At 55.9% G+C, this 26,511-nt stretch carries 22 protein-coding genes; 15 read left to right on the top strand and 7 right to left on the bottom strand.

Translation table 11 applies throughout. The annotated features are described in order from the left end of the window. The first annotated feature begins 1,552 nt into the window (after positions 1-1,552). Positions 1,553-2,275, top strand: a complete 723-nt coding sequence (locus tag EDE05_RS04215) for a LuxR family transcriptional regulator (RefSeq protein ID WP_134100310.1) — start codon at positions 1,553-1,555, stop codon at positions 2,273-2,275. 75 nt (positions 2,276-2,350) lie between these two features. Further along, positions 2,351-3,070: an acyl-homoserine-lactone synthase gene (locus EDE05_RS04210; RefSeq protein ID WP_134100307.1), complete on the top strand. Its 720-nt coding sequence runs from the start codon at positions 2,351-2,353 to the stop codon at positions 3,068-3,070. Between the two features lie 62 nt (positions 3,071-3,132). On the opposite strand, the gene EDE05_RS27390 is transcribed toward EDE05_RS04210, so the two are convergent. Next, a complete protein-coding gene (locus tag EDE05_RS27390; RefSeq protein ID WP_105371925.1) occupies positions 3,133-3,603 on the bottom strand; it encodes a helix-turn-helix transcriptional regulator in 471 nt (156 codons plus the stop codon). A gap of 51 nt (positions 3,604-3,654) precedes the next feature. Between EDE05_RS27390 and EDE05_RS04200 the strand changes: the two genes are divergently transcribed. Next, positions 3,655-4,011 (top strand): hypothetical protein, encoded by a 357-nt coding sequence (locus tag EDE05_RS04200; protein WP_134100304.1) that lies wholly within the window; start codon positions 3,655-3,657, stop codon positions 4,009-4,011. A 178-nt stretch (positions 4,012-4,189) separates the two neighbouring features. Here EDE05_RS04200 and EDE05_RS04195 read toward each other — a convergent pair whose 3' ends face one another. Both EDE05_RS04195 and EDE05_RS04190 read right to left on the bottom strand, forming a co-directional pair. Further along, on the bottom strand, positions 4,190-5,167 hold the full coding sequence (locus EDE05_RS04195; RefSeq protein WP_134100301.1) for a sensor domain-containing diguanylate cyclase: 978 nt from the start codon (positions 5,165-5,167) through the stop codon (positions 4,190-4,192). Positions 5,168-5,430: 263 nt separating this feature from the next. Continuing rightward, complete coding sequence (locus tag EDE05_RS04190; RefSeq protein ID WP_245505093.1) at positions 5,431-6,051, bottom strand: hypothetical protein; 621 nt, start codon at positions 6,049-6,051, stop codon at positions 5,431-5,433. Positions 6,052-6,191: 140 nt separating this feature from the next. On the opposite strand from EDE05_RS04190, the gene EDE05_RS04185 reads away from it, so the two are divergent. From EDE05_RS04185 to EDE05_RS04125, 12 genes are all read left to right on the top strand, one after another. Then, positions 6,192-7,145: a lytic transglycosylase domain-containing protein gene (locus EDE05_RS04185; RefSeq protein WP_245519863.1), complete on the top strand. Its 954-nt coding sequence runs from the start codon at positions 6,192-6,194 to the stop codon at positions 7,143-7,145. Positions 7,146-7,158: 13 nt separating this feature from the next. Next, positions 7,159-7,500 (top strand): TrbC/VirB2 family protein, encoded by a 342-nt coding sequence (locus tag EDE05_RS04180; RefSeq protein WP_112802106.1) that lies wholly within the window; start codon positions 7,159-7,161, stop codon positions 7,498-7,500. A gap of 3 nt (positions 7,501-7,503) precedes the next feature. Then, positions 7,504-7,806 (top strand): VirB3 family type IV secretion system protein, encoded by a 303-nt coding sequence (locus tag EDE05_RS04175; RefSeq protein ID WP_134100298.1) that lies wholly within the window; start codon positions 7,504-7,506, stop codon positions 7,804-7,806. A 2-nt stretch (positions 7,807-7,808) separates the two neighbouring features. Next, on the top strand, positions 7,809-10,268 hold the full coding sequence (locus tag EDE05_RS04170) for a VirB4 family type IV secretion/conjugal transfer ATPase (RefSeq protein ID WP_134100296.1): 2,460 nt from the start codon (positions 7,809-7,811) through the stop codon (positions 10,266-10,268). Then, the gene (locus EDE05_RS04165) at positions 10,265-11,353 is read left to right on the top strand and encodes a lytic transglycosylase domain-containing protein (RefSeq protein ID WP_134100293.1); all 1,089 of its coding nucleotides are present in this window, start codon (positions 10,265-10,267) and stop codon (positions 11,351-11,353) included. The genes EDE05_RS04170 and EDE05_RS04165 overlap by 4 nt, the downstream gene beginning before the upstream one ends. An 11-nt stretch (positions 11,354-11,364) precedes the next feature. After that, entirely contained in the window at positions 11,365-12,066 is a 702-nt protein-coding gene (locus EDE05_RS04160; RefSeq protein WP_105371933.1) for a type IV secretion system protein, read from the top strand. A 228-nt stretch (positions 12,067-12,294) separates the two neighbouring features. Beyond that, positions 12,295-13,323, top strand: coding sequence for a type IV secretion system protein (locus EDE05_RS04150; protein ID WP_134100288.1), 1,029 nt, complete (start codon positions 12,295-12,297; stop codon positions 13,321-13,323). Positions 13,324-13,357: 34 nt separating this feature from the next. Next, positions 13,358-14,053, top strand: coding sequence for a type IV secretion system protein (locus EDE05_RS04145; RefSeq protein ID WP_105371936.1), 696 nt, complete (start codon positions 13,358-13,360; stop codon positions 14,051-14,053). Further along, complete coding sequence (gene virB9, locus EDE05_RS04140) at positions 14,050-14,862, top strand: P-type conjugative transfer protein VirB9 (RefSeq protein ID WP_134100285.1); 813 nt, start codon at positions 14,050-14,052, stop codon at positions 14,860-14,862. The genes EDE05_RS04145 and virB9 overlap by 4 nt, the downstream gene beginning before the upstream one ends. Next, a complete protein-coding gene (virB10, locus tag EDE05_RS04135; protein ID WP_134100282.1) occupies positions 14,859-16,064 on the top strand; it encodes a type IV secretion system protein VirB10 in 1,206 nt (401 codons plus the stop codon). Before virB9 ends, virB10 begins: the two co-directional genes overlap by 4 nt. Beyond that, the gene (gene virB11, locus EDE05_RS04130; protein ID WP_134100279.1) at positions 16,045-17,073 is read left to right on the top strand and encodes a P-type DNA transfer ATPase VirB11; all 1,029 of its coding nucleotides are present in this window, start codon (positions 16,045-16,047) and stop codon (positions 17,071-17,073) included. The genes virB10 and virB11 overlap by 20 nt, the downstream gene beginning before the upstream one ends. Then, positions 17,070-18,800 (top strand): type IV secretory system conjugative DNA transfer family protein, encoded by a 1,731-nt coding sequence (locus EDE05_RS04125; RefSeq protein WP_245519862.1) that lies wholly within the window; start codon positions 17,070-17,072, stop codon positions 18,798-18,800. The genes virB11 and EDE05_RS04125 overlap by 4 nt, the downstream gene beginning before the upstream one ends. A 1,003-nt stretch (positions 18,801-19,803) precedes the next feature. Here EDE05_RS04125 and EDE05_RS04120 read toward each other — a convergent pair. From EDE05_RS04120 to EDE05_RS04105, 4 genes are all read right to left on the bottom strand, one after another. Beyond that, on the bottom strand, positions 19,804-20,790 hold the full coding sequence (locus EDE05_RS04120; protein WP_134100276.1) for a GDP-L-fucose synthase: 987 nt from the start codon (positions 20,788-20,790) through the stop codon (positions 19,804-19,806). After that, a complete protein-coding gene (gmd, locus tag EDE05_RS04115) occupies positions 20,783-21,886 on the bottom strand; it encodes a GDP-mannose 4,6-dehydratase (RefSeq protein WP_105371942.1) in 1,104 nt (367 codons plus the stop codon). The genes EDE05_RS04120 and gmd overlap by 8 nt, the downstream gene beginning before the upstream one ends. Before the next feature lie 495 nt (positions 21,887-22,381). After that, entirely contained in the window at positions 22,382-22,783 is a 402-nt protein-coding gene (locus EDE05_RS04110; protein ID WP_134100273.1) for a hypothetical protein, read from the bottom strand. A gap of 203 nt (positions 22,784-22,986) precedes the next feature. Next, a complete protein-coding gene (locus EDE05_RS04105; RefSeq protein ID WP_134100270.1) occupies positions 22,987-26,328 on the bottom strand; it encodes a M10 family metallopeptidase C-terminal domain-containing protein in 3,342 nt (1,113 codons plus the stop codon). Between the last annotated feature and the right edge of the window lie 183 nt (positions 26,329-26,511).

Below are 26,511 nucleotides of genomic sequence, written 5' to 3'. Positions count from 1 at the left end.
CGGTGTTTGGATGGAGTGATTTTCCTGAGAACTTGCGGTCTACCCCCGACCAGCAATCTCAGCGGTCAGCGCCTGCGGCGCTGGCCGTCTTTTCGGTAGCTGATCGTTTGCTCTAATTCTTTCTAGTTAGTTTGCGGCTGCAGCCGGCTAAGCTACCATCATTGCATCACTAGGCCGAGCATAGAAGAGTCTCAGGCTTAGGAAGAGCCCGCGCCGGGGGTCTGCGCGGGCTCTTTATGTCTGCAAAGACCATCAGCGGCAGCCCTTTGAAAAGCGCCTGCTACCCGAGCGGATCGTGGTTGAACCAGTACCCCAACGAAGTCCTGCTCAATTTCAGAGATTTGCGGGATGTGACAGAATTCCGGGCGTCGGGGCGTACCGCCATCGCAAGGGCTGTCCGGCGCGTCGGCGAAAGCGCGTGTTCTGACGTTCTGCACCGAAGCACGCAAATTAAATCATTTCCCACCTCGACGACCGGCAAAGTAGCCAACTCGGTCGGCTGACGTAAACGATCTACGAAATCCACCGTCGCCCCGGCTTATTCGAACCGGAAACTCTCGTTCGCGATATGCGCTCGAGTTAACTGCGCACCGTCGTGCTTTCGACGCCAATCTGCTCGGCGATCGCGGACACCGACGCCAATAAAATTTCCAGAACCATCGTTGTCGCCCTTCAGATCGGATCTCCGACTTCCGCTTCAGACTATCGGAAAGAGAATTGGTAATGACGTGCCGCCGCTCTTCTGGGGCACCGGAAGAACACCCGCACTCAGACCGCGCGAGAATCAGACGACGCCTCCGGGGAAAATCTTCCGGTAGTAGCAAGACGCTGGCGCCAATCATCGGCTTGGAGTGATGGCTGGCGGGGAAGGCGTGGTTACGGGCGGAGGCGTATCAGCCGGCGCTACCACACCTGATCGGCTTGGCTGGCTTGGTCCACGCATCAAAACCGCCGCCACCAGAACTATAACCACGATCAGGAGCAGGCCTATCATCCCATTCTTCGTCATGGGGCCGTCCTCGCATGGTTGGCCGATGTACCGGTCCTAATCTGCAACTATGTTAGAACCGATTTTGAGGCACGCGGGTTCCCTAACGAAAGCTCCGCTCGATTGTTTGGACGGCCATCTGGCGCGGACTCAACCGACGGGACGAAACGGATGGGTTTGAACGGTAGCGAGCCCAGCATCGTGGCCCGCGAAGCCACCATTCTTGCGGATAGAAGATGGCCTGGCGCGAACATGCGAAATCTCGCAATTTACAGTGGCAGCGGCGCTTTAATAAGATAGGGGCTTTACTGGCAGCGGGAGTGGTGTCGTCTTGATCGACCGGTCCTGCGAAAGACTGGAGGTAGTCGGAGCTGACCTCGATAACTCAGCGTCGCACCTCTCGGCCGGCTCATCGAGCTCTGGTCTGAGAGGCGTCCCGCTGCCATGGATGGGTTCAGGTGGGCCGCCACAATTATATCTAAATCTCCAGCGGCTCCCCCGCCCTATGGGACATATCGTCAGCGGCTCTGCCAAGATCACCAGCAATGGAGCGCGGAGTTTGAGATGTTATCGGCGAGTTTGCTGCTTCAGTTTTGCGAAGCTTGTACCGCAGCGCGGAGCCCAGCGGAAGTTTCGGCTTTGGTCGAGCGCGTCACCGCATCGTTAGGTTTCGAGCGATTTGCCATGGCAGGATATCCCCTCCCTCATGAGAGTCTGGAGGCCTACTTTCTCTTGAACGGCTGGTCCCCTGGATGGTTTAAGGTTTACGTTGAGAAGAACTACTTTTTTAGCGACCCGATCGTAAACCTTGTCCGTCGCGCCGACCGCACAATCGTCTGGTCGGAGGCCATCAGGGGGCAGGCCCTGTCGTCCAAAGGCCGTAAGATCATGCGCGAAGCTGCCGATTTCGGGCTAGTGGACGGCGTGACGGTCCCTATTTTCTCGCGGTGCGGTCTTGTAGGTCTCTTTTCTCTGGCCGGCCGCCAAGTCTCATTGTCTGTCGCCCACCGAGACCTCCTGCGAATTATTGCAATATGCGCCCACACCCGCCTTCAAGATCTCAGGGGAACAAACGACAAAAAGATGACCGATGTCATGATTACGCCCAGCGAGAGTGAATGTCTCGCCTGGTGTGTTGCTGGCAAGACGGCCAAGGAAATAGGAAGCTTAATGCGACGCTCGGAGCGAACCGTGGAGACGCATCTCGCCAACCTGCAGCGCAAGCTCGATGCAGGAAATCGGGCTCAGCTAATTGCAGAGGCGTTTCGACGCGGACTGCAACGATGAAATCTACGAACTTTTACGGATAGAATTCAGTCACCTCCGGTTGCACAATGACCACGCTCGATCGGAGGAAATTCGATGCTTGAAATCATAACAGGCAGCCAAATCGGACAAAAACGGACAACCATGGAGAAGGTCTGGCGTTTTCGCCATCAGCGCTTTGTCGAAGAGCTTGGCTGGGAAGCACTCCGACGGTCCGATAAGCGCGAACAGGATCAGTTCGATACGCGGTCCACCATTCACCTGGTACTAATGGAAATGAGCGAGGTCGTTGGATATTCTCGCCTGCTTCCGACGACAAAACCGCACCTTCTCTCCCATATTTATCCGGAATTACTTGGTGGAAAGAGTTATCCAAAAGGACGGCATGTCTTCGAATGGGGACGTTGTGCAACCGACGCTCGTGTTCCTTGTATCGGGGATGTCGCAACCGCGGACATCTTGATGACCGGAGTTCTTGAATTCCTTGTCCGTCTGAGAGTGGAAACGGTCATCATCCAGACAAATCCGATGCTCGTAGAGATGATCCGGAAGAGAGGCTACCCTCTGCAGGTTCTTTGTGAACCGATGTTTTCCTGCGGCGAAATGCTCATGGCGATTGCCGCCAAACCCTCGCCCCAACTGCTCGAACTGCACCGGAAAACGCATGGGATACGGCAATCCCTGTTATCCATGCCATCTGCCGAGCAACCGAAGAACGACGTTCCGTTCAGAAGAGACGCAGACAGTGATGTGGCGCTCAACTTCTCAGACGGCGTCGTGAGCACGGGATGCGTCGAAAACGGACACGGTCTGTGAGGAACTTCGTGACTTTTTTGACGAATGCAGACAAGGGCTGCAATGTCACAGTCGCTGCGCCATTAGTTTTCTGTTTTCGGCGGCAATCTGGTCATTGCATCGACCAGCGATAACAATGAATCCACGGCGTCGGCCGGAAGGGTTTCGACAATCTTGATCAGTTCCCGGCGCCTTTCTGCTTCGCGTTCAGTTTTCCCAAATCGATATGGGGCGGCGGCCATGACGACATCAATCGGCGAAAAATCCAAAAGCTCACTCAGATGAATGAGCCGCGTGACATTCATCTTCGTCTCGTTGCGCTCATATCGACCGTAGACTTGAGGGTGAAGTCCAAGCAAAGGCGCAACATCAGCATGGGTAAGTCCGGTCCGCTCCCGCGCCTGCCTCAGCGCATCCGAAATTCGGCTGTCGAGTTCGGAAAACTCAGGCACCCCTTCAAACCCCGGCCCCCGAAAAATCGGCTTGTCGACCTCGGGATCTCTCGTCTGAAGGAGACCTTTGTCCTCAATGTATTTCTCAACTCTGCTTCTCATGAAAGGCGCCTATCATTGTTTTCTAACCCTCATACATCAACGGCGCTTCCAATGGCCAGACGCGAAGGTCCGGCGTCAACCGAGAGTGACAACCAAGCGATCAAATCAGGTTGGACGATGGATGATAGTAACGTTCTGGACAATCTTACGACCCTCATCGCGCTCCATCGGAGGCTCCTCCTTGCACTGAAGGGGCAGCGCAATCCTGCTCGAGACAACCCATTTGCCGCGCAGCTTCGGAACGCCGAACGTGACGTTCGCAGCAGGATCGTGTCATGGCAACCCTTGGATGAACACGAAGCCCACCTGAAACTTGAGCACTTGGCGAGCTACATATTGGCGACCGGGACTCATCTTGATGCGGTGGAGATCAAAGCCATTTGCCGATCAGTGGCAAGATTCTTCTGAGCTTACTCTTAGAAACATCGCTTTGATTGAAGACGGATCGAGTTGCCGGCAGACTTCCAGACGCTATGAATGCGGGATCCTCGGGGTCAGAACCACGCTACCATTACGCCCTTGGTCATCTCTTTTTCGAAGCCATTTAGCTGCTTCAGCACATTACCGTTTTGGCGAGCTTTTAGCCTTATTGCCCGGTCAAACTTTGGCGCAACTCTGGTTCTCGCTCGTCCTGGCGAACACGGTTTCGGCCGGCGGACTTCGCCTCGTATAGCGCCTTGTCGGCATTCGAGTATAGGGCGTCGAAGGAACTGTCGGCTGCCCTTTGCCAAGCCAGACCAATGGAGACTGTCATCCGGCATGTCCCCGCCGCCGATAAGACGGGCCGCTCCTCGATCTCACGCCTCACCTGTTCGCATATCTTAAGTACTTTGGCCGGTTCGACAGCCGGAAACACGATCATGAATTCCTCACCACCGACACGGGCAAAGGTCATCTCGCTGGACGGATCGGCGGCGATGATCTCCTGGATCGACCCCGTCAAGGATTTCAGAGCGGTGTCGCCTGCTGCGTGGCCGAAGGTGTCGTTTACGCGCTTGAAATGGTCGACGTCGAGGACAGCCACGGCGAGTTTGCGGTGACCGGCTTTCGCTTCGTTGAACAAACCGTGGCCAACTGCGAAAGCATGGCGGCGGTTGAACGCACCGGTCAGTTCATCGGTCACGGCCAAGAGGTGTAGTCTGTCCTGGATCATCTTTAGATCGGTAATATCCTGTAGGAGAAGCTGAACGACTGGGTTGCCTTCCCAAGGCAAGGCGCCTGCGATCAATTTAATCGTCCGTGTTTCACCCGCGGCGGTTTTGACCTCAGCCTCGGTCGGCTCAACACTGATCCGCCCGTCAAAGGCCTGCTCCATCTGTCGGGCGGCGTCTTCAGCATGTGTGGTCAAAAAATCGAGGAAGTGTTTGCCGACGACTTCACTTTGCGGCACTTGCAATAGGCGTGCCGCCTCCTGGTTTCCGAAAATGATTCCCTGCCTGGTATGAATGAGCAGCCCCATCGGCATGAGATCGAGCATCATGCCCATCCTCTCCTGTGTGTCGACAAGTGTCTGCTTGGTAAGCTCTGCTGCTTCGAGTGCTTCGTGATCTTCATCCAAGAACATGGCTGGACTTTCGTAGAAAAATCTTCCGGCTCGGCATTCGAGGGGCGCCACAGATCGGACGATAGTGATGAAAACATAGATAACTTAATTAGAAATAACGTACCGACGCCTCCTGGAAAAAAGTGTAAGTCCTCAGGTACTACGAGCCTTCATACAGACAGTGCGTCAGCGACCATCAGCTGACACATGGCCTGCCCGTATCCGATGAAGGCGTCTCTATCGCCGGCGAGAAACAAACGCGCTAGCCACCCCCCGCCCTTAAATCAACGCTGACCTGCTCCCGGATCGGCCCACATCCCAAAGGAGCCATTCTTGCCGATTTCCTCCGCCGGTTTAAGATCTGGACGGGCTAAGGTTCCATCGGGCTTTTTTATAAGACGGAGCGCGCCAAGCGATACAAGCTGCTCCTCGAACATGTCGATGCTGTCGAGACTGCCCGGAAAATAGTGATACGCATAACAGGTGGCGTTTTGAATCGGCGCGTTCGTTTCAGTGAAGAACGCCCGACAGAAGACCACCTTGGGATTTTTCAGCATGATTGCGAGCTGTTGACGGGCAAAATCAATGCAGCGTCCGGCAAAGCCGTCCCGCCGATTGACCATCTCGCCTTCGCAAGGCTCGACACCATAGAGATGGATGACCATCGTATCGTGGACGCGGAAGTCGGTCCCCGACAGCACTTCAAAAGAGCCTGAAGTTGCATATCCCTTCCGCTCCAACACCTCGCCCTGGCCTTCGTAATATTCGATCACCAACACAACCTTTCCTGGTGCCGCCAGCGACCGAACATAGTTTTCGTCGATCGGCTGAACGGCCCACGTGGGACGGGCGAGAAGGCCGCTGCCAATCGCAACAACCATCACAAGCCTTACGAGACGTACCATATCAACTCCGTATACAATTTTCCCGAGAAAGGGTCTTGAAATTCTATTCTCTCTCTGCAAAACTATACTCATACAGTATAGCACCTCGGACTGTAGCCTACCCAACATCGGAGCTCAAGTCAAAAGCGAGCCAGAGAAAAATGCGCCACGACCGTCGCCTTTCCCGATGCGTATGCAGGGCGTTCCTAGCCCTCACGGCAGGCTTCGCAGCTGCGACAGGTGAAACTAATGCGGAGGAAATTTTCCAAAAAACTCCTTTACTTTCTGGTATTTACGCGATCTCACCTCTTTCATCGGGGAAGATTTCCCAATCTCTCATCTCTGCGCCTTCGGGTGACACGAACCAGCCCCCCTGCCCTTCATCTAAAAAGATCGTCAGCGCTGCCGGCGTAAGCTGCGGACGCTCGATCATTGATAACTATTTCAGTGATATTCCACTTCAAAGAAAAAGAATACTAAATTCGTCTTCAAACATGACGAGTGGTGCCAATCCTGAAGGGTCCGGCGTCAGACCCTCAAGCTTAAAACCTCCAAGGATCAAAAGTGGGCAACGGGCTCTCGAATGCGGTCCCTCGCCGTTGATGCCAGCCGACGTCCAACGTCTCGTCGCCGAAACCGCGAGACGCTACGAGGTCAACGAAGACTTGGCAGTGGCAATTGCTTGGGCCGAGAGCGATTTCGACACGAAGCGAAATTCCCCGAAGGGCGCGCGTGGTCCGATGCAACTGATGCCCGAAACCGCTGCTCGCTTCGGCGTTGAGGACATTTGCGACCCAACACAAAACGTCGAAGGCGGGGTAAGATACCTGCGGGTACTACAGGAGGAATTTAAGAATCCTCTCTTGATTGCGGCCGCTTACAACAGTGGCGAGCAGCGCATTTACCAATATGCCGGGATTCCGCCCTTTCCCGAAACCGTCAGATATGTCGCAAAGGTAATCAACTATCAACTCGGTCTGAGGATGCCCACGCCGAAATCTCGCGTTGGGATCAGCGGGGCTCGCACGTTTGCGGGGACCGATCGCGGCAAAGATATACGCATTGTCCCGATTGAAAAGAATGGCCGGTTTATCGGCGGTGTGATGCATTTTTGAAGGAGAAAAATCGATGCATACCCCATTGCAGAAGATCGAGCGACGGGCACCGAAAGTTGTAGCCCTGATAGGCATCATCGCCCTCCTCCAGATCATCACCGCCGATGCCGTCCTGGCCCAAACCAGCGGTGGCGGTGCTTTCGCACCGCTTGAAACGGCCGTTCAGATGATCGTTGATTTCATTACCGGCCCCTTTGGCCGGCTTTTGGCGATCATTGCAGTGATCGGGCTTGGATTTTTGGCCTTTGCTGGTCGCCTTTCCTGGTTCACGGCTGGGGCCGTCGTCATCGGTATCGGCTTGGTATTTGGCGCACCGGCGATCGTCGACCAGATGATATCAGCGGTCGGACAGTGACCGATGACTGCACTTGTCGAAGATGAAAGGCCAACTCTCACGCCACTTGCGGTCGGCTTGACTAGGTCACCGACGTTATGGGGCGTTCCCTATATGGCGGTCGTCATCATCGTGGGCATCACCATTATCGGCTGGCTCGCGACGAACGATCTTTTGGCACTCTTGATCGCACCAGCCACCTATCTTGTCTTATTCTCGCTCTACGCCTTCGACAGCAAGATACTCGACGTGCTGCAAGTGGCCTCTCGCACAACCCCCCGGACGCCTAACAAGCATTTCTGGGGCTCGAACTCTTACGGGCCGTAACCATGCTGAAGGTGGTCAGGCAAGAGCTTGGTTTCGGCCCCATCGCCCGAAGGGAGCGGCCGATGTCGCGACATATCCCGTATCTGCGGCATGTGTCGGATACCATCATTGGACTTGAAGACGGATCGCTCCTGAGCGTCATCAAGTTGCAGGGGTTATTCTTCCAAACGGAAGACCAGGCTGAACTCAATATGCGTTCAGTCGTACAAAATACAATGATCCGGGCTCTCGGCTCCAGCCGCTATTCACTTTGGTCGACGGTCGTGCGGAGAGAGGTCGAAACCGACCTTGATGCCACCTTCGATGATGGGTTCTGCGATCTTTTGAACAGACGCTATATGGACCAATTGCGCGACAAGCGCATGTTCAAAAACGAAATCTACCTTACCATCATACGCTCGGGGATGCGTGGTGTTCTCGGCATTGGTGATCGTTTCAACAAGATTTTCAGGCGTTCGGACAGGCGTGGCAAACGACAGCAGAGCCCTGACGACATCACCGAGCTTGAGGAGCTTGTTGCCACCATCGTGCAGGATCTCAGCAAATATGGTGCGCATGCGCTTGGCATCACCCATCGGACGCGTCACGACGACCCCATACCTGCAGAAGAGCAGACGGACGGGACGCGGGCAGAACCTTTTTCTGAACCCTGTGAATTCTTCAATACGATCCTGACCTGCGGCGCGCCAAAAAAAATGCGCTTGCCGCGCATGGGGATCCGCAACTTTGTCGGCAGCTCACGACTGCATTTCGGCAAGCGGACCATGCAGGCGCAAGCGGCTGTCGATGAAGACAGTCGCTATGGCGCTATATTGTCGATCAAGGAATATCCCCCTTTTACAGGCCCCGGCATGCTGGATGGTCTTTTACAGGTCAACCACGAGTTTATACTTACCCAGTCATTCACCATCGCCGACAAGCCGATTGCGCAGGAGCGGATTTCCCGACTGCAAAGACAAATTAGGGCCTCGGATGAAGCCGGCAGCTCGGTCGAACTTGAGATCGACTATGCGCTAAATAGCCTGATGAACCAGGAGGCCGTATTTGGCTTCCATCACCTGTCGTTACTTTGCCTGTCGCGCGATCTGGACGGCATCAGCCGCAGTGTTTCTGAGCTTGGCGCCTGCCTCACCGATATGAACATCAATTGGCTGCGCGAGGACCTCAACCTTGAAGCGGCATTTTGGGCGCAGCTTCCAGGCAATCATTCCTACATTGCGCGCAAGGCGATGTTATCGAGTGCAAATTTTTCGGGCCTGTCCTCTATGCATAATTTTGCCACCGGACAGGCGGATCGCGCACATTGGGGCCTGCCGATCACCATCCTCGAGACGACGTCGCAGACCCCCTACTGGTTCAATTTTCATCGCCGTGACATCGGCCACTTCTTGGTCACCGGCCCGACGGGATCGGGGAAGACTGTTGTATTAACCTTCCTACTTTCGCAGGCCATGCGTGTTTCACCGAAGCCAAAGGCTGTATTCTTCGACAAGGATCGGGGCGCAGAGATCTTCATAAGAGCGATCGGGGGCTCGTACGAGATCTTGGTGCCGGGAACGCCGACCGGCTTTAACCCGCTGCAACTCGACAATACAGGTCCGAACCGTGATTTCCTCCTCCGGCTCACCAAGGCGATGCTGCGATCTGGCGATCGCAGCGAACTCACCCAGGAAGACGAGGACACACTGGAAAGGGCAATCCTGCGCCTGATGCAAGAGCCGCGGGCCGAGCGAAACCTTATAAACCTCGCAGGCCTTCTGATCGGCCGCTCACGGGCGGATGCCAATGACCTTCATTCTCGCCTTCGCGCTTGGATCGATGGCGAGAAGGCCTGGCTGTTTAATGCCGCAGACGACGTCCTGTCGCTGTCGTCCCGTCGCGTCTTCGGTTTCGACATGACCCACATTCTCGCAAACGAGGACGTCCGCACGCCAGCGCTGATGTACCTTTACCACCGCCTTGACGAGCTGCTCGATGGAAATCCCGCGATGTTCTTCATGGACGAAGGTTGGCAGCTTTTAATGGACGAGACGTTTAGCAACTTCATCATCGACAAGATGAAGACGATCCGAAAGCTGAACGGCATTGTCGGCTTCGGCACACAATCTGCGGCCGACATCGCTAAGGCGAAAGCCTCCAATACGTTGATTGAGCAGACGGCCACCCATATTCACTTTCCCAACCCCCGAGCCGACGAAGAAAGCTATATCAAACGCTTTGACCTCACGATGAAGGAATTCAACTTCATCAAGGCCACGCCTCCGGAAAAAAGGACCTTCCTGATCAAGCACGGCAATGACTCCGTCATCGCCAGACTCGATCTGTCGGCCATGCCCGATCTCGTCAAGGTTCTGTCTGGGCGTAAAGAGACGATCGAGGAATGTGCACGCCTGCGCGAACTTCATGGCGAGGAACCGGAGCGTTGGCTTGCTCGGTTCTGTGGATGGGAGACGGGCGAATGAAGGGGCGGTCTGTCCTATGGCTGTTGAGCAGCGCACTGGCGCTCTCGATTGTAGATCCGGCCTCTTCTCAAGTTCCGGTCATCGATCGGGCGGTCCTGACAATCGATACCCACCGGGACCGGATTTCCTCAAATATTGAGGAAACGGATTATAACCGTTTTTCCGTTGGCAAGAGCGTGACCTGCTCGATTTATCAGCCCGGTCGCACCGGAGATGCCGCCTCGACCGCGGCGGCCAATCCAGAGATCACGGAGCTCGTGAGGCGTATCGCTCGGGAGGAGGATGTCAACGAGAGCCTGTTTTTAGCTTTGGTTTATCAGGAGAGCCGTTTTAATCCCTGTGCCAGATCGCCGGCCGGAGCAATCGGACTAGCGCAGCTCATGCCGGAGACGGCAAGAGAGCTTGGGGTCGATCCCTATGACATGGAAGACAACCTGTCGGGCGGAGCCCGATACTTAAAACAACAGCTGCAACGGTTTGGCGGTAATCCAAAACTTGCATTGGCGGCCTATAACGCCGGTCCTGGCCGTGTTGTCACATATGGCGGCATTCCGCCTTTCAAAGAAACACAAGGTTATGTTGCGGCTATAACCCAAAAATGGCTGCCCGCCTTCGGCGGGGCGAACGTTGCCGGCATACCGGCTCAGTATGGTGGCGATGCGACCGCTTTTAATCAGATGCGAAATTCCGCCATTAGGTCGATGGCGACAGGACAAGCTATCTCCGATGGGAGCGGCAACGTTACCTCGTGGTTTCAGCAGTTGGGCCAGATGCCGAGCGGCGCCGTGCAGGATAGTTGGGATCATAATTCGGGCGCCCGGAACGCAAATCTTGAAATGCTGAACCAGGTCATTCGTCTTGGGATAACGATCGCAGATCTCGCCAACTCCCGGAATGCTCTTCAGATCAGCGGCTTGTCCGGCTCATCGCACACGGGAAGCTATAGCCAAAACGGCGGCGATGGCGATCCCGGGGCTGGTTTTTGCGATGGCCGTCGGGGGGTTGCATGGAACCCGAAGGAAAAGGCTTGCGTGCAGGTGCGCGAACGGTTGGCCGATATAGCACTGATGTTGAACGCTCGATGAGGAGACATGCCATGAAGAGAATGATGTTCGTTGCATTCCTGCTGCCCATTGCATCCGCCGCATTCGCGCAGGTGCCTGTCATCGACAATGCAAATTTGCGCGTTGCTAGAAAAACCTCTGAGACAACAGACAAGATCCTCGAAACCAACAGGCAAGTTCTCAAGACGGCCGAGGAAACCTTAAAGGCCGTAACTGGCGATCGCGGCAACGACGCCAGCCCTCTGCAAAACCTTGCGGTGGGCCGGGGTTTCAGTGTCTCGCAGCTACCGTCTTTTGACCGCCTGATGTCAGGTGGGGCCGCAAATCTCGGGAGCGTGAGCCCAGATGTCGCGGAGGTCGCAACGACGCTCATCAATGGCCTCAAGCTCGTCAAAAACCTTTCGGGCCGCGAGGACAGCTCGTTTTCGGGAGACAAGTCCTACGAAGAGATGGTGAAGACGGTAGTTGGCGTGGCCGCCCTTGTCGCCGGCTCGCAGCAAGCCGTTCAGACCCGCCGCACGTCGCTTGAACAGGCGGGTTCAAAAATTGGTCAAGCCAAGGATATCAAAGGCTCGATCGACCAGAATACGCAGCTCCAGGTCCAAGCCGGCCTCACCATCAACGAATTGATCGGCGTCATGAATGGCGCTGTGTCTTCGCTGCAGGCCGACAATCAGCGTCGGCTGACGGACATGTCTAACTCCAAAAAAGCACTCAGCTATACCGAGGAGTGAGCTCATCATGACCGCCAGGATGTTTGCTTTCCTACTTGCTGCTGGCGCCCTTGCCGGGTGCGGTAGCGCTTACAAGGAAAAGACCGCGCCCTGCAGAAGACCCGCCAATCTGATCTCCTATGCACCTCATCCTCGGCCGGATTGCGGTCCGACGGCGAGGATAAATAGCAACGCATCGAGCGTTTTGGCGGCGATCGATGCGATGGTGGTAAGATAGGAGCTGTCGGCATGCACGATTTCCTTGGTGATCTTCTGGCAAGAGTTGAAAAGACGGGAGCAAACTTCACTGAAGAGGCCTTCGGAATCGTCGGCGACGAAGTCGTGCCATTCCTCACCATCCTCTTCATTGCCTATGTCAGTTATTACGGCGTCCAGCTGGTGATGGGAACGGCGCGGGTCAGCATCAGCGAGATCATCAGCCGGGTCGTGCGGATGCTGGTCATCCTAACGCTTGTCAGCGAGTGGAGAAATTTCAACAGCCTTTTTTACGCCTGGCTGACGGATACGCCCGAAGATGTCGGACGGGCGATTCTAACCGCCACTGGCACCGGCATCACCGAGCCCACCAACGGGCTTTCGCTGATCTGGAAAACGGCAAATGAAGCCGCCTCTGCTTTTGCCGAGCAGTCTGGTTTTCTTTCCGTCCTTCCTTCCATGGTCGGATTTTTAATCCTGCTGTGTGTTGCGGTCTTCATCGCGGTGGCGCTGGCTATCCTTTTGCTTGCAAAGGTAATGATGTGGGTGCTGATCGGCACTGCTCCGATCTTCATCGCCTGCATGCTTTTCGAACGGTCCCGAGGCCTCGGCGTTGCCTGGTTTCAGCAGGTACTGATGTATGCGCTCATTCCTTTGTTCGTCTATGTCGTTGCCGCTTTCTTGATTGCAGCGCTGGATCCAGAGCTGACCAAGGTGACGAACGCCGCTGGTCAGAAAGAGCTTCGGCTGAGCGACATCTCCGCCCTTCTTCTGCTCTGCTGCGCCGGTGCGTTTGTGCTTTTCAACATCCAGGTGCTTGCGCAGGGCATTACCGGCGGGGTTGCCGCTGGAATCGGAAGAGTTGCCCGCGACACGGGACGGTTCGTGTCCTGGACGCTGCCGAAGGCGGCGGTCGGGGTGGGGCGTACATTATTAGGGATTGCTGGTGATCTCGGGATGAAAGCGAAAGCCAGAACGATGGAAGGCATGAGAACAAATATTCGAAATGCAACTGCCGAAGCGATGCAGAACCGCATCAGCAGCAACAGCCTTCCCCGTTGAACCCGTTATTCGTCATTGTCTTGGAGTACCACGGATGACCCAATCGCATGAGGCTGCTCTTTATAGCTATTTTCAAGATGGCCAGCGCTGGGAACAGGAAATCTTGAAGCAGGCGGAGCGATCGCGAACGATCGCCTGGTTCCTTACCACCATCTTCGGCACGATCACATTGTTGTCGTTGACGGCACTCATCATGCTCGTGCCACTCAAGACGTTTGAGCCCTATATCATCGAAGTCGATAAAAACACGGGCTACCTCGAGGTTAAATCCGGTCTCACCCGATCTGGGAAGCTGACCGACCAGCAAGCCGTCACCCAGGCCAATGTCGTGCGCTACATTCGTGCGCGCGAGAGCTACGATCCTTTTGCGATCACGGAAAATTTCGGCATTGCCGCACTTCTTTCTGCGGAGCACGCGGCCCGGGAGCTGCAGGAGCTTTATAGCGCGGCCAATCCGGATAATCCAGCAAAGGTCTATGGCAAAAACCGGCAAGTGACAGTCGAGATCAAGTCCGTCTCCTTCCCAAATTCTAGCACCGCCTTGGTCCGGTTTTCGACCACCGAAAAGTCAGACACCGATCAGATCATGCGCCATTTTATTTCGGTGGTTCGGTATCGTTACACCGAAACCCCTGCCACCAATGAGTGGCGGTTTGAAAATCCGCTCGGCTTCCAGGTCTATAACTACCGTCGCGACCAGGAGACGGTGACGCCGGGAGAGGCCGGATGATGAGGCGACTTACCCTCCCAGCGACCTTTATTGTCGCCATGGCCAGCGAGGCTCTTGCCGCCCAAGTGCCGCGAGCGGGCTCGCTTGATCAACGGGTTACCAGCGTCGTCTACCAGGGCAACAATGTGGTGAAGGTTTCCGCCACCTACGGCATCTCGACAATGATCATTTTCGACGAGGACGAAAAGTTCGAAACCATCTCACTTGGTGACACTGATAGCTGGCAGGTCGCTCCATCGGAAAAGGGCAATATCCTATTTGTAAAACCGGTCGCAAAAGATGTCGCCACCAACATGAATGTGGTGACCTCGAAGCGGATCTATTTCCTCGAACTCAATGACCACGCACCGAGCGACGACAAGCAGGTATTCGGTATCCGCTTTATTTATCCCGAGAAGGATCTGAATGCGCGATTGCGTAAAGAAGCCGAACATAGGGCGGTTTTTCCCAATGTCTGGAATATCGACACGGCAAACCTCAACATCGACTATTCGTTTTCGGGCGATCCGGCGCTGAAGCCGCAGATGATCTTTGATGACGGCAAGAAGACTTTCTTCAGGTTCCAAAGGCGGGTACCGGCCATTTTCGCCGTCCAATCCGATTTTTCCGAATCGCTGCGCAACTTTCGCAAAGAGGGCGACTACATCGTCGTCGATGGCGTTGCCACACAATATACACTGCGCGATGGCGACCAATGGACCTGCATTTTTAACCTCAAAAGATCTGACTTCGCTGTTTCGGACCCAGACACCCTGGGGCCGGTTTTCGACACGCAAGCAACCACGCGTTGGAGGAGCGGCAATCGATGAAGCTAAGCCCCGAATTGCAGGCAATGGTTGCGGCGGACGACGCGGCAGTCAGCGACAGGAACGCCGCACGCAATCAGACGCTGGGAATGGCGACCCTGTTACTGGGTGGCGTCATCGCTGCCTATTTTGCCCTTACAACCTCGACGCAAAAGCCCGAAAACAATGTCCAGAGCGACGAGGAGTTTCAAACAACGACTTTTCAGCCGCCGTCATTTTTAAGAGAGACCGAAAAACCGAACCCTGAGCCTCCACAACCGGTCATCCATCTGCCGCCTCCCCCACCGTCGGTCGAACCGTCACCTCAAACGACGACATTCGACGTTCCTCCACCGCCCGATGTAATTTCGCCGCCACAGGCCTCGCCACCTGTCGAGCAGGCCTTCCCGGAGCGATACAAGTCAAAGCTGGTCACGCTTAGTCAGGGCAAGCCGGGTGGAACAGGAAGCGAAAGCGAGGAAGATCCGTCAGGACTGGTGGTTGCCGGAGAAGACCGCAACAGCAAATATCTTAACGCTGCTGCCGGTCTTTCCGACCGCAGTGCAAGGGCAGGCCGGATCGAGCGGATTGATGCCATGGTCCCGGAGGGGACCTTGATTCCCGGTATTTTGGAAACCGCGATCAACAGCGACCTGCCCGGCCAGATCAGGGCACTTACATCTGAGGACGTCTATTCGTTTGATGGACGGCGTATCCTCGTCCCGGCTGGCACACGCCTCATTGGCGAATATCAGTCGGAATTGACGCGGGGCCAAAAGCGGATTTTTGTCATCTGGAGCCGCCTAATTCGCGATGATGGCGTGTCCATCCGGCTCAATTCGATCGGCGCCGATAGCCTGGGGCGTTCAGGGCTGACCGGCCATGTGGACAACAAGTTCCGTGAACGGTTCGGCGCGTCAATGATGCTGTCGATCGTTGGTGCCGGTGCCAGCTATCTGACCGGCTACGGAAGCAGACAATCGTCCGGTAACCGCGATGACGCCGAGCGCGGCGCAGAGCTTGCACGCGAAACCATCGCCGAAACTTTCAGCGATATGGCAAATACGGTCCTTGCCGAAAACCTACGCATCCCACCGACAATCAGTGTTGATCAAGGGGAGCGCATCTTCGTCTATGTGCGCCAGGACCTCGATTTCAGCGGCCTTTACGACGATCCCGTAACCGAAGCGATGAAGGAGATCAGACGTGAACGTCGCGGCAGGTAATCCAACCAGGATCAGGCACGATCCCCATTATTTCCTCAATCGCGCTCTTGAACCGATCAGGCAATTTCTCGACGATCCAAACGTGGTTGAAATCGCGGTAAACAAGCCCGGCGACGTTTATGTCGAACGTTTTGGAAGCGACCATATGGAGCATCATCCGATCGTTGCTCTGACGGCCGACGAGATCCAGAACATCGGCGAGCGGGTTGCCGCTGCCACCAACCAGTTTATCAGCCGCGCAAAACCGATTCTCAGCGCCTCGCTTCCGACCGGCGAACGCATCCAGGTCGTCTTGCCGCCTGCAGCGCCGCAGGGCGGCTCTATTTCGGTCAGAAAACAGGTCGTCAGTAATTTCGCGCTCGAGGACTATCGCGACAGAGGCTTTCTGGACCAGGTGTCGGTTGCGGTCGGCGGCCTCAGCGAGGTCGATCGAGAACTGATCGAGCATCTGCATGAAAACAGGATCTACGACTTTATCCATACTGCCGTTACCAGGCGGGTTTCGATCCTGATCAGCGGCGGCACGTCTTCAGGCAAGACGACATTCCTGAATGCCTGCCTGAAATGCGTGCCGGCATCTGAGCGGATCATTACGCTCGAAGACACACGTGAACTGTTTCCGCCGCAAACCAATATAGTCCACCTGATAGCCTCAAAAGGCGATCAGGGGACGGCGGACGTGACGATCCAGAACCTGCTTGAAGCCTCGCTACGCATGCGGCCAGATCGTTTGTTTGTGGGAGAAATCCGAGGCACAGAAGCTTTTTCCTTTCTGCGCGCCATCAATACCGGTCATCCCGGCAGCATGTCGACGATCCACGCCGATACGCCGGTTGGCGCCTACGAACAGATCATCATGATGATGCAACAGGCTGGCATGTCTGCGAGCGTCTCAAAGCTGGATCTTATGTCCTATATCCAGATGGTCATCCCGATCGTCATCCAACTTCGCCGCGAGGGGGGAAAACGCAGTGTCTGCGAAGTCTTCTTTGCTCGGGATGCATCATGACCAAAGGCCTGCGAACCATTTATCTCATCTTCTGTGCCGGGATAGCATTTGTCGGCTGGATGCTCGGTTATGGTCTTGGGCTTCAGTTTTTTTACAAAGACGGGCGGATACTAGAAGCCACGATCAGCAGCAATCCGCTGGCGCCGATTGAGCAATTGTGGTTTTACAAAACGAACCCCACCCTGCAGAAAGTAGCGCTCGGATCGGTGATGCCGGCGCTGTTTCTAGCCGGTCTTGTCGCCTATGCTGGTCTGAAGTCCGCGAGCAATCCTTTGGGTAACGCGGCGTTTCAGAACATGGCTTCGCTTCGGCGCGGCAAGTGGTTCCAAAAGCAGGGTCACGTCTTCGGCCGAGTGGGACGGCGCCTTCTGCGCGTCAAGGATGACCGCCATCATGTGATTATTGGCCCGACGCGCTCGGGCAAGGGCGCCGGTTACGTCGTCCCCAATGCCCTGATGCACGAGGGATCGATGATCGTCACCGATCTCAAAGGTGAGATATTTAAAGCAACAGCCGGATACCGCCGCCGACAAGGCTCCCAGGTCTTTTTATTTGCGCCGGCGTCAGAGAGGACAAACCGCTATAATCCGCTTGACTTCGTGCGGGCGGAACGCGGCGACCGCACCACAGATATTCAAAACATCGTCAGCATCCTTGTCCCTGAAAACATAGACTCTGAAAATTCAGTCTGGCAGGCGACTGCGCAACAGGTTCTGGCCGGCGTCATCAGCTACATTCTGGAAAGCCCGCTTTATAAGGATCGCCGCAATCTCGGCGAGGTCAATTCCTTCTTCAACACGGGACAGGATCTCCAGTCCTTGATGAAGCTCATCAAGGAGAAAGAGCCTTTTCTTTCGAAGTTCACTGTGGAGAGCTTCAATTCCTATATCGCGCTTTCCGATCGCGCTGCAGCTTCCGCTCTTCTCGATATCCAGAAGGCCTTGCGTCCCTTCAAGAATGAACGGGTTATTGCCGCGACCACCGTCACCGACATGAATATCCGTGCCTTGAAGCACCGGGCGATCTCGATCTATCTGGCGCCCAATATCACCGATCTGACGCTATTGCGTCCCCTACTAACCCTGTTCGTGCAGCAGGTGATGACCATGCTGACGCTAAACCACGACCCAAGGTCTGTGCCGGTCTATTTCCTCCTCGACGAGTTCGTTCAGTTGAAGCGGATGGACGAGATCGTGACGAAGCTTCCCTATGTCGCGGGCTACAATATCAAGCTCGCTTTCATCATCCAGGACCTAAAGGCCCTCGATGAAGTTTACGGCGAAACCGCGCGCCATTCGTTGCTTGGCAATTGCGGTTATCAGCTGATTCTCGGGGCCAATGACCTGGTGACGGCGGACTATGTGTCCAAGGCGCTCGGCAAGCGTACGATCCGCTATCAATCGGAATCGCGAACGGTGGAATTGCTCGGCCTGTCGCGGCGGACCAAGATGGAGCAGATCCGTGAACGGGATCTGATGATGCCGCAGGAGGTCCGGCAAATGCGGGAGGATAGGATGGTGCTCCTCGTCGAAGGGCAGATCCCGATCTTCGGAGAAAAGCTTCGGTTCTTCCAGACGCGTCCCTTCAAATCAGCAGAAGCCTATTCGCAGGCAAACATTCCAGATGTGCCGCAGGTTGAATACTTCTCGCCAAGACCGGTTCCGGCGACGACCGCGCAATACGCAAGTCAGGGGGATTCGTTATTCGAGCCGCCTCTTGCCCCATGATGTTGCAAGAGAAATACCCACTGAGACCGGAGCAATCCAGGGGATGATCTCGATCTGAACAGTTAGTCGGAAGTTTCCGGTAAGACCGGCGCTTCGCTTTCAAAAAAGACCACCTTAATCCCAATACACATATCTCGTTCAATGCCGCAATGCTGCAAAGGCAACATCAGCCGGAACCTTCTGCGTAAAAATATACAAAGCCGATTTTGCCCCGGGCAGTAACATCATGGCAGATAGCACGCCCGTAAGCCAACGAAGACCGAAAGCAGCGTGAGATGCTGCTCAGCCCATTGTAGATCTGACCCCTGCTTACCCCTCAAGCAAGTTGTTCAGCCTGTTATGAATGTGCAGGTTCGATATGATGCCGTTCGAATGTGCAAATCGGTAGCTCTCGCGAAGTACAAAGAAGCTCGTTGACCATAACAGGAGACTGATCAGCAACGCAATTATATACGCCTGAACTCTCATATCGCTCCTCCTCTTGCCTTCCCAGCGTGATATTGTCCCATTCTGGAAAGCATGTCGAGGTTCAAACACGCGCTCGCCGTTCGGCTGACCTTTGCGTTTGTCCCCTCAAGGTGAGGTGGTGACTAGCCGATTATCGGAATACCAAACGAAACGAAGGGCATAGCTCTGCATTGGGGAGAGACTGCCGCAGATACACGGCTCTTCTTTATTGGCGAAAGCCATCTCATCGGCAGCAAACAAGTTACCTGCCATCGGATACATCCGTAGGTCGACTTCCCGGACTTGCTGACCAGCGCGCCGGGTCACCATCGTTATTCGTCGTAACAGCCTCCTGAATTTTGCCAGTAGCCCACCGGCCGCAGCATGTGTGTGGGCGCCCATTGGCGTGCCTATGATTGGCACGACACCCGGCTAAACACGCGCGGTACCGGCCAGGGCAAGGCGACTAGGTACATTCAATCTTGTGGTCCGTGTTTGCGGTGGCCTACGGCGCAAATCAACACATGCGTCAAACCGTTGCTCGGAGGCCATTCCATCAACAGTCCGCGCCTGTTCGCGTGTTCGTGCTAATCACGCCGACATGGCTCTCCTCGAGAAACGACCGATAGACGCTCTCAATTGCCTGTCTCAGCTCAAACTTCGGAAACCACCCTAGACTAAGAAGCTTTTCGGAGCTCATCATCTTGCGAGGCGTACCGTCTGGCTTTGAAAGATCCTTGACTATGGCGCCCTGAAATCCGACGATCTTGCAGACTAGCCGCGCCAATTCGAGGATCGTCAAGTCTTCACCAGATCCCACATTGACATGAGTGTCACCAGAGTAAACCTTCATCAGGTGGACGCAGGCGTCAGCGCAGTCATCCACATGTAGAAACTCGCGCCGTGGCGTTCCCGTGCCCCAGATGGTAATTTCAGGCAGATTGTTTAGCTTGGCCTCATGCGCCTTGCGGATCAGAGCCGGCATAACGTGGCTGGAATTCAGGTCGAAATTATCACCGGGACCAAAGAGATTGGTCGGCATCGCGGAGATAAAGTCGCTCCCATGTTGCTTACGATAGGCCTGGCACAACTTGATGCCGGCGATCTTAGCAATCGCATACCATTCGTTGGTCGGCTCTAGCGGCCCAGTCAGCAATGCTTCTTCGACGATCGGCTGGTCAGCAAATTTCGGATAAATGCAGGATGAGCCGAGAAACAGGAGCTTTTCTACGCCCACCTTGTGGGCAGCGTGTATGATGTTCGCCTCGAGGATCAGGTTGTCGTAAAGGAAATCGGCGGGATAGGTATCGTTGGCGAGGATGCCGCCAACCCTGGCAGCCGCCAGGAAGACAGCATCCGGTTGATTCTTCTCCATCCAGGCCTCGACCTCGCTCTGGCGGGTCAAGTCCACTTCGGAACGTGTTGCCGTTAGAAGTTCGCAATCTTCAGCGACCAGGCGACGAACGAGCGCCGAGCCGACCATGCCGCGGTGGCCGGCGACATAGACCCTTTTGCCGGCAAGGCTGTAGATCACTTCAGGCATGGGAAAGACCCTTGTTGCCGCCGGCGGTCGGCACATTGCGCGCCATGACCTTCAAATCTTCGCGGACCATTTCAGCAACGAGCTGGTCAAGATTGGTCTCATGCCTCCAGCCAAGCTTCTGATGGGCTTTCGCGGGATTGCCTATCAGCAGGTCCACTTCCGTCGGCCGGAAGTAGCGGGGATCGATTTCGACAACACACTGGCCGGATGTCACGTCATATCCTTTTTCGTCGACGCCCTGCCCCCGCCATTCGATCGGCATGCCGACCTTGGCAAAGGACTTTTCAACGAAGGAACGGACGGTGTGTGTTTCGCCGGTTGCGAGCACATAATCGTCGGGCTCGTCTTGCTGCAGCATCAGCCACATGCCGCGCACATATTCGCGCGCATGGCCCCAGTCGCGCTTGGCATCCAGGTTGCCGAGGAACAGCCGCTCCTGAAGGCCCAAATGAATGGCAGCCGCTGCACGGGTGATCTTGCGGGTGACGAAGGTTTCGCCGCGGATCGGGCTCTCATGGTTGAACAGGATGCCATTGGATGCATGCATGCCGTAGGCTTCGCGATAATTCACGACGATCCAGTAGGCGTAGAGCTTTGCTACGGCGTAAGGAGAACGCGGATAAAAGGGTGTCGTCTCACTCTGAGGCACTTCCTGTACCTTGCCGTAAAGCTCGGAGGTGGAGGCCTGGTAGAAGCGCGTCTTCTTCGTCAGCCCCAAAAGGCGGATCGCTTCCAATAGACGTAGCGTTCCAGTACCGTCTGCATTGGCAGTATATTCAGGCGTTTCGAAGGAAACCTGGACGTGGCTCTGCGCCGCGAGGTTATAGATTTCATCCGGCTGCGTTTCCTGCACGACGCGAATGAGATTGGTCGAATCCGTCATATCGCCGAAATGCAGGATGAAGCGCGGATTCTCGATATGCGGATCCTCGTAGAGGTGTTCGATGCGATTGGTATTGAAACTTGAAGAGCGCCGCTTGATGCCGTGAACGGTATAGCCCTTCCGGAGAAGCAGTTCGGCAAGATAGGCACCGTCCTGGCCGGTGACGCCGGTGATCAATGCAACCTTGCCGTTGCCCTTCGAAATTTCGCTCATAATGTCCCTCTGCCAAATGCGTCCGCTATCGAAGCACTGCTTCCTTGATTCGCATCATTTTGACGCGGGAAGTTGGCATCAACCTTGCGCAATACCATCGAAGCGGTGCTCCGTGCGCGAAGTGTAGTCATTGTGATCGGTTACGTCGTGTCAAAATTCGTTTTCTTCTCCGATGCCATGCAGGTTCGAGCCAAGGAGGATGTCGTAGCCGGAGCGGTAACCGCTCTTATGATCTTCCACCAGCCACGGCGGGCAGCTCAAAAACAATCTAGATTGATAGTTCTCACTGCTAGAACATTATAGGAACTTGCAAGGTGAGCTGGACGCGGTCATCCACATGTTATCCACAGCTTAAGAACGTGCAATTCACACGTTTGACGACCGTTGCCATTGGCCTGAAAGCAGACATGTCGAGCTTGATTGAGACTGCGCAGGCCTTCCCCTCGATGATGCTATCGGCGATCTCGACTGGCGTTGAAGGTTGATTTCTACCTCCTAATACATAACGGTGTTGAGCGTCACATGAACAGGTTCGCCCGCCTTGAATTGTGTGCTGCCCCGCGCCAGCAGCCAGCCATCCGCGCGCTCCAGGCGCGCAATGATCTGCAACGTCGGCGACGCACTCGAGCTGACCGGCGGCGTCAAGGAAAAGGCTATCGTCTTCGACCCGCCATTGCTTTTGACGCGCGTCTCCGTGACGCGACGTCGCTTACTATCCTGAACGGCGGGGTCCTCCAGATATATCTCGATATGACCTTCCGGGATAACAGCGCTGCCCTCGAACGTGACTGCGCCGCGAATATCCGCCGATTGCCCAGCGGCTGGGCCTGCGACCGCGGCGACAGCCGCAACTCCGACGGTCATCAATACTGTGCGGCGGTCGGTCGGGCGCTTCATTCCACATTCTCCACTATCGCCCCGCAAGGCGCTTAGCGGCACTGCCGCTCATCTTGTGGTTCGAAAATCGTACGGTTGCATGTTTCCGGCAAACATAGGCCGTTTCAAGGATGAAACGCTGGCGCCGGAGGATGCCGCACTTTTTGGGCATCTGAAAAGATGGTCGCGGGAGGGCGTCTCAACGGCGCCCTCCCGGAGTTACGCTAGATGATAATGAAATCGGACGCCGACAACCTCAGATTTGCGTTCAACTGCGCAAACTGAATGGCTTCGCCTTCTCCACTGCCATCGATGTCATAAAACAGGGCGCCGCTGTCGGTGTCATAGACGATGCGATCATCGGCGTCGTGAGCGGCGCCTGCCGCATTCCCGTAAAACGCCCCCAGACCTAGGACTCCGTCGACACCCACAGTCTCAAAGATGAGATTGTCCAGGAGGATCGTGTCGTCGATGACGTTGAAGTCTCTGATCCAGTCGATATTGCCGTTCCCAATCTCGGTCGAGAAGCGGAATGTATCCTCTCCTGCGCCGCCGATGAGCGTGTCGGCCGCCAGACCGCCATCCAGCAGATCGCTGCCGGCACCGCCGGTGAGCTTATCGGATCCCGCCTCTCCTGGCTGAGCCGGTGCCGGGGGAAACTCGACCGATACGTTCAACTCGTATGTCGAGCCGTCCGGTACAGCTTCCGCCCAGCCGTCACCCGGCACATCGGGGGACCAACTGCCCTCCAGTATGTAATAGGATCCGGTCTCCTGAACGACGAATACCAGGCTTGAATCCCGGTTGCTCGCTGAGCCCGGATCGCCGCCGCCATCGTCATTCTGAGCGACTATGTTGCCGGCGCTGTCGAGCAGCCTGACCCAGCTGTCGTGGACATTGGGATCGGCAATCCCGTCAATATCGATCGTAATGACCGTACCGGCGGCCAGATCGACCTTGTAATATCCGCCCTGGCCGTTGCCCGTGGCGTTGACGGTCGTATGAAGAACGGTCGTCGAATCGAAGATATCGGGATCGCTGGCGAGCGAAAAATTATTAGAAATGTCGAACGCGGCTGCGACCGAGTTGTTGGTCGCGTCCGGCCCCAGCGTAGCATAACCGGTTCCCATGCCCGGACGTGGCGGCGCGTCGCCCTGATAGGCGAAATCGCCGAGCAGGATGTCGTCGCCGCGGCCGCCATCGAGCACATCGTTCCCGCCCTGGCCGGTCAGGACATTGGCTGCGCCGTTGCCGGTCAGACGGTCATTGAATCCAGAGCCTGCAAGGTTTTCGATGGAGATATATCTATCTCCGCCGGACCTGCCCCCGGCAAGACTAAGCCTTAGTCCACTTGTCGCGTCAGCATAGTCTGCCGTGTCGCTTCCGGCGCCGCCATTCAATATATCGGCCCCGCCGCCGCCGGTCAGCGTGTCGTCGCCGGTGCCGCCGGAGAGCTCGTTGGCGAGCGTATTGCCGATGAGGTGGTCGTCGAAAGATGACCCGACGGCATTTTCGAAGCCGACGAGTATATCATGACGGATTACTGCACCTCGGCCAACGATTTGCACCGGGCCATCACCATCGCCACCATTGGCCGTGCCGTTCATAAGATCGATCGTCACACCGTCGGAACTGCCGGCATAGACGACCGTGTCGATACCGGAACCACCATCCAGATAGTCCTGGCCGGCGCCACCGATGATCGTATCGTCGCCCTCCTCGCCATAGAGGATATCGCCGTCATTGCCGCCATCCAGGATGTCATTGCCGCCGCCGCCGTTGAAATAATCACCGCCGCCCTGCCCCCAGAAATGGTTTGCGTCGGCCGTGCCGATAAAGCGGTCGATGCGGTCGTCGGAACCGATCAAGTTTTCGATACTGTAGAAAGTATCTCCCGAGGCGGTGCCTCCGCTGGCGACATTGGTGGCAAGGTTGACGAGCAGCTGGAAAGGGCTCTCCTTGCTGTAATCGACCGTGTCGACGCCAGAGCCGCCCCTGAATATGTCAACGCCGTCCTGGCCGCTCAGCGTATCGTCGCCGGCGCCGCCATCCAGAATATCGTTGCCCCGGCCGCCAAGAATGGTGTCATTGCCGCCGCCGCCGTAGAGCGTGTCGTTACCGTCATCGCTTTCGGTCTGGTCTTCAAGATCCTCGACATCGATCGTGTTGTTGATGTCACGGCTGGCGAGCGAGTCGCGGCCGCCGATGATCAGGTCGTCACCGCCCTGGCCGAAGATCGTGTCGTCGCCGGCGCCGCCATCAAGCGTGTTGTTTCCATTGTCGCCGAAGATGATGCTCGTCAGTGTATTGTCGCCAAAAACGGGCGCGGGTGCGTTGTCGCCCGCGGGCGGCTGAAGCGTCGATTCGTCGGCATAGATGATATTTTCGACGTTGGCGATTCTCCGAATCCTCAGATCTCGGGACAGCAGAATGACCGTGTCGTTGCCGCCGTTGGCCTCTTCGCGAACGATGTCATCCAACGAGTCGACGAAATAGATATCGTCGCCGCCGTTGCCGGCCATGCGATCGGCGCCGTATCGGCCGTCGAGAACGTTGGCGCCGTCATTGCCGATCAGAATGTCATTGTAACCGCTGCCGATACCGTTTTCGATGTAGTAGTCGGTCCCATCCGCATTGTGTCCGGCAAAGATCGATACATTGTTGCTATGACCGTTGACGCTGGAGAACTGTCCCGCACGCAGGTCAAGGATCGTGCCAGCCGTCGAGCCCGAGAAGTCGATCGTGTCGGTGCCGCCGGTATCATGGATCGCAAAACCGATGTCATGTTGCATGCCTGATGCGGTCAACTGATAGCCATACTGCGTGCTCCCGAAGCCGTAAACATTGTCCCCGGTGTTGAGGTCGATGTGCTGATAGGTGCGCACGCCGTTCTCGTCGACGGTTGAAAAGAAGCGACGAATGACGGCTTCGATGTCAGCCATAAGCGGCGTCGCTGCAGACCAGCGGGTGGTTTCGCCGACATCGATCCCATCGAAATAGGACATGACGCTGTATTGCTGGCGGTCATAGGTCCAGGTCGCATTGTTCAGATAGTTGATCTGCACGCCACCGGGGCCGCTGTAGTTGTAGAGCCCGGGATGGTTCAGGCCGAATTCATGGCCGAATTCGTGGATGAAGGAATCGAAGACATATCCGCCGATATCGGTCTTGTTTGGCTCCGTATCGTGAAAACGCTGACCGATGCTGACATAGCGATTGCTCGAATAAGCGCTGCCATCGTCCTCCTCGCCGAGTTCGGGGCTGACAACCTCCATCCAGTCCGTTGTGCTGTCGAACGGCACGTCGTCGACGATCTCGAATTTCAAGGGCGTGACGGACGCCCACATCTGTAAGGCGCCGATCGCGGCGGCCTTGTACTCTGGATGGTCATTGAGCTCGTAAACGTTGATCCTCAGCGTACCCGCGGCGATCTCGGGCGTCAGGCTGCGCGGCAATGCCCCAAGATAATCGAGAAAGGATTCATAATCCTCGCTTTTCCCATAAGGGTTGTCCGGTGTCTGATCGTTTTCCCACCATTCGTCGCTGGTCTGGCTTGGGTTCGGCATCGTGAGGCTCCTCTCCGACGATTGTGCGCAGTAACGGCTAACCCGTTCTGCGGCGGCCAATTTTCAACAGGCAACGCATGCGTCTGCCTGTCGGTCCCGACACCCCTTGAAGTAGTGTAGTGGGAAACTTCAACTTGTCACCCCTGCAAAGGCGCCTGGGCCACGGTAGATCTAGCAATTGAA

This window comes from Neorhizobium sp. R1-B, assembly GCF_004368875.1.
GTDB classification, from domain to species: domain Bacteria; phylum Pseudomonadota; class Alphaproteobacteria; order Rhizobiales; family Rhizobiaceae; genus Neorhizobium; species Neorhizobium huautlense.
This window is presented reverse-complemented; position numbering and strand designations above follow the sequence as displayed.

What these genes read in the sequence shown, in the direction of transcription:
- EDE05_RS04145 (WP_105371936.1), top strand. Translation starts at nt 13,358, where the DNA reads ATGACCCAATCGCATGAGGCTGCTCTTTATAGCTATTTTCAAGATGGC.
- EDE05_RS04195 (WP_134100301.1), bottom strand. Translation starts at nt 5,167, where the DNA reads ATGTTCTTGGATGAAGATCACGAAGCACTCGAAGCAGCAGAGCTTACC.
- EDE05_RS27390 (WP_105371925.1), bottom strand. Translation starts at nt 3,603, where the DNA reads ATGAGAAGCAGAGTTGAGAAATACATTGAGGACAAAGGTCTCCTTCAG.
- EDE05_RS04150 (WP_134100288.1), top strand. Translation starts at nt 12,295, where the DNA reads ATGCACGATTTCCTTGGTGATCTTCTGGCAAGAGTTGAAAAGACGGGA.
- EDE05_RS04105 (WP_134100270.1), bottom strand. Translation starts at nt 26,328, where the DNA reads ATGCCGAACCCAAGCCAGACCAGCGACGAATGGTGGGAAAACGATCAG.
- EDE05_RS04165 (WP_134100293.1), top strand. Translation starts at nt 10,265, where the DNA reads ATGAAGGGGCGGTCTGTCCTATGGCTGTTGAGCAGCGCACTGGCGCTC.
- EDE05_RS04120 (WP_134100276.1), bottom strand. Translation starts at nt 20,790, where the DNA reads ATGCCTGAAGTGATCTACAGCCTTGCCGGCAAAAGGGTCTATGTCGCC.
- EDE05_RS04125 (WP_245519862.1), top strand. Translation starts at nt 17,070, where the DNA reads ATGACCAAAGGCCTGCGAACCATTTATCTCATCTTCTGTGCCGGGATA.
- EDE05_RS04215 (WP_134100310.1), top strand. Translation starts at nt 1,553, where the DNA reads ATGTTATCGGCGAGTTTGCTGCTTCAGTTTTGCGAAGCTTGTACCGCA.
- gmd (WP_105371942.1), bottom strand. Translation starts at nt 21,886, where the DNA reads ATGAGCGAAATTTCGAAGGGCAACGGCAAGGTTGCATTGATCACCGGC.
- EDE05_RS04210 (WP_134100307.1), top strand. Translation starts at nt 2,351, where the DNA reads ATGCTTGAAATCATAACAGGCAGCCAAATCGGACAAAAACGGACAACC.
- EDE05_RS04175 (WP_134100298.1), top strand. Translation starts at nt 7,504, where the DNA reads ATGACTGCACTTGTCGAAGATGAAAGGCCAACTCTCACGCCACTTGCG.
- EDE05_RS04190 (WP_245505093.1), bottom strand. Translation starts at nt 6,051, where the DNA reads ATGGTACGTCTCGTAAGGCTTGTGATGGTTGTTGCGATTGGCAGCGGC.
- virB10 (WP_134100282.1), top strand. Translation starts at nt 14,859, where the DNA reads ATGAAGCTAAGCCCCGAATTGCAGGCAATGGTTGCGGCGGACGACGCG.
- EDE05_RS04110 (WP_134100273.1), bottom strand. Translation starts at nt 22,783, where the DNA reads ATGAAGCGCCCGACCGACCGCCGCACAGTATTGATGACCGTCGGAGTT.
- EDE05_RS04160 (WP_105371933.1), top strand. Translation starts at nt 11,365, where the DNA reads ATGAAGAGAATGATGTTCGTTGCATTCCTGCTGCCCATTGCATCCGCC.
- EDE05_RS04180 (WP_112802106.1), top strand. Translation starts at nt 7,159, where the DNA reads ATGCATACCCCATTGCAGAAGATCGAGCGACGGGCACCGAAAGTTGTA.
- EDE05_RS04200 (WP_134100304.1), top strand. Translation starts at nt 3,655, where the DNA reads ATGGCCAGACGCGAAGGTCCGGCGTCAACCGAGAGTGACAACCAAGCG.
- EDE05_RS04170 (WP_134100296.1), top strand. Translation starts at nt 7,809, where the DNA reads ATGCTGAAGGTGGTCAGGCAAGAGCTTGGTTTCGGCCCCATCGCCCGA.
- virB9 (WP_134100285.1), top strand. Translation starts at nt 14,050, where the DNA reads ATGATGAGGCGACTTACCCTCCCAGCGACCTTTATTGTCGCCATGGCC.
- EDE05_RS04185 (WP_245519863.1), top strand. Translation starts at nt 6,192, where the DNA reads ATGCGCCACGACCGTCGCCTTTCCCGATGCGTATGCAGGGCGTTCCTA.